The 1,417-nt window shown below is 36.1% G+C and carries 1 protein-coding gene; it reads left to right on the top strand.

Features of this window, described 5'->3' with window-relative positions; translation table 11 throughout:
- Nucleotides 1–162: 162 nt before the first annotated feature.
- On the top strand, nucleotides 163–1,242 hold the full coding sequence (locus CN514_RS20595; RefSeq protein ID WP_286141780.1) for a glycerophosphodiester phosphodiesterase: 1,080 nt from the start codon (nucleotides 163–165) through the stop codon (nucleotides 1,240–1,242).
- Nucleotides 1,243–1,417 lie beyond the last annotated feature (175 nt).

The following is a 1,417-nucleotide window of genomic DNA, read 5'->3' as shown; positions in this document are numbered from 1 at the left end:
TCCTAGAATAGATGGATTTGGCTTATTTTTTTCTCTAAAAAACTAATTATATTTACATTTTTCAACATTTATTTACTTTTATTTATTATTTTAATCATTTCAACTTTAAATTCGTCATCTATTCTTATAGAGTAATAGATTTATATGAGGAGATGATTAAAATTGAATAGGAAAAAGTTAATTTTAGCAGCAATGACATCAATTTTGGTATATTCGGGAGTTAGCCAAGTTTCAGCACAAACAACTTCTGTGAACCAGAGTACGTTTAAGTCATTTGGACCAAAAGGATTTGACCTTCAAGCACACCGTGGAGGACTGGGGCTTACAGTTGAATCAACTATAGCTTCATTTTCACATGCACTTGAACTCGGCGTAAGCACCCTTGAGCTTGACGTACAAATAACTGAGGATCATCAAGCTGTTATTACGCACGATCGTAAGATTTCAAGTACAAAATGTTCTGACACAAAGCCTGCATTCGTTGACGATTCAGAGTACCCATACGTTGGCAAATACATAAAAGATTTAACCTTAGCTCAAGTAAGAACGCTCGATTGTGGTTCAAAAGGTCTACCCCAATTCCCTGGCCAGCAACTAAGTCCTGGTGCTCGTATGCCACTGTTAACCGAGGTATTTGATCTTGTAAAGAAATACAAAGCTAAAAAAGTGTGGATGAATATCGAAACGAAAGTTGAAGCTGGAGCACCAGAACAAACAGCTCCTCGAGAAGAATTTGTTCAAATCGTTGCCAAACAAGTACGTGAAGCTGGGATGTTGAACCAAGTGTCAATTCAAAGCTTTGACTGGGGTTCGCTAAAGCTTATGAATGAAGTTGAACCACGATTGCCTCTTGTTGCGCTAACGAACGGACCAGAATTTCTACAACCTGGCAAACCTGGTAAATCACCTTGGTTAGGTGGAATCGATATAGATGATTTTGATGGGAATCTCGTTGCTGCGGCTCATTCATTAGGTGTAGATGCAATTTCTCCAGTCCATGGATTCCCACAGGATGGCAAAATTACTGATTCGAACTACACGCCTTATATTACTAAAAGTATGGTTCAAGAAGCTCACCAATACGGTATGAAGGTCATTCCATGGACAGTTGACGACCAGCCAACTATGCAAAAGCTTATTGATGATGGTGTTGATGGAGTCATAACAGATTATCCTGACCGACTACGTGATGTGATGAATCAAAATCATTTTAAGTTACCTAAAAGCTACTCTGTAAAGTAATTCATATATTTAAATTTAGTCTATTATTCTCTCATTATATAAAAATCAATGCTTTGTATAATCTAAATGTTGATGTTTAAAAAAAGGGTGTCTATTTAGGCACCTTTTTTATTAGTAGAAATATATTTTTCCCGATCTCTATTTCTTTTCTATGGATCTTATTTAATTTTATATT

The organism is Bacillus sp. AFS001701, from assembly GCF_002559405.1.
GTDB lineage: Bacteria > Bacillota > Bacilli > Bacillales > Bacillaceae_G > Gottfriedia.
This window is presented reverse-complemented; position numbering and strand designations above follow the sequence as displayed.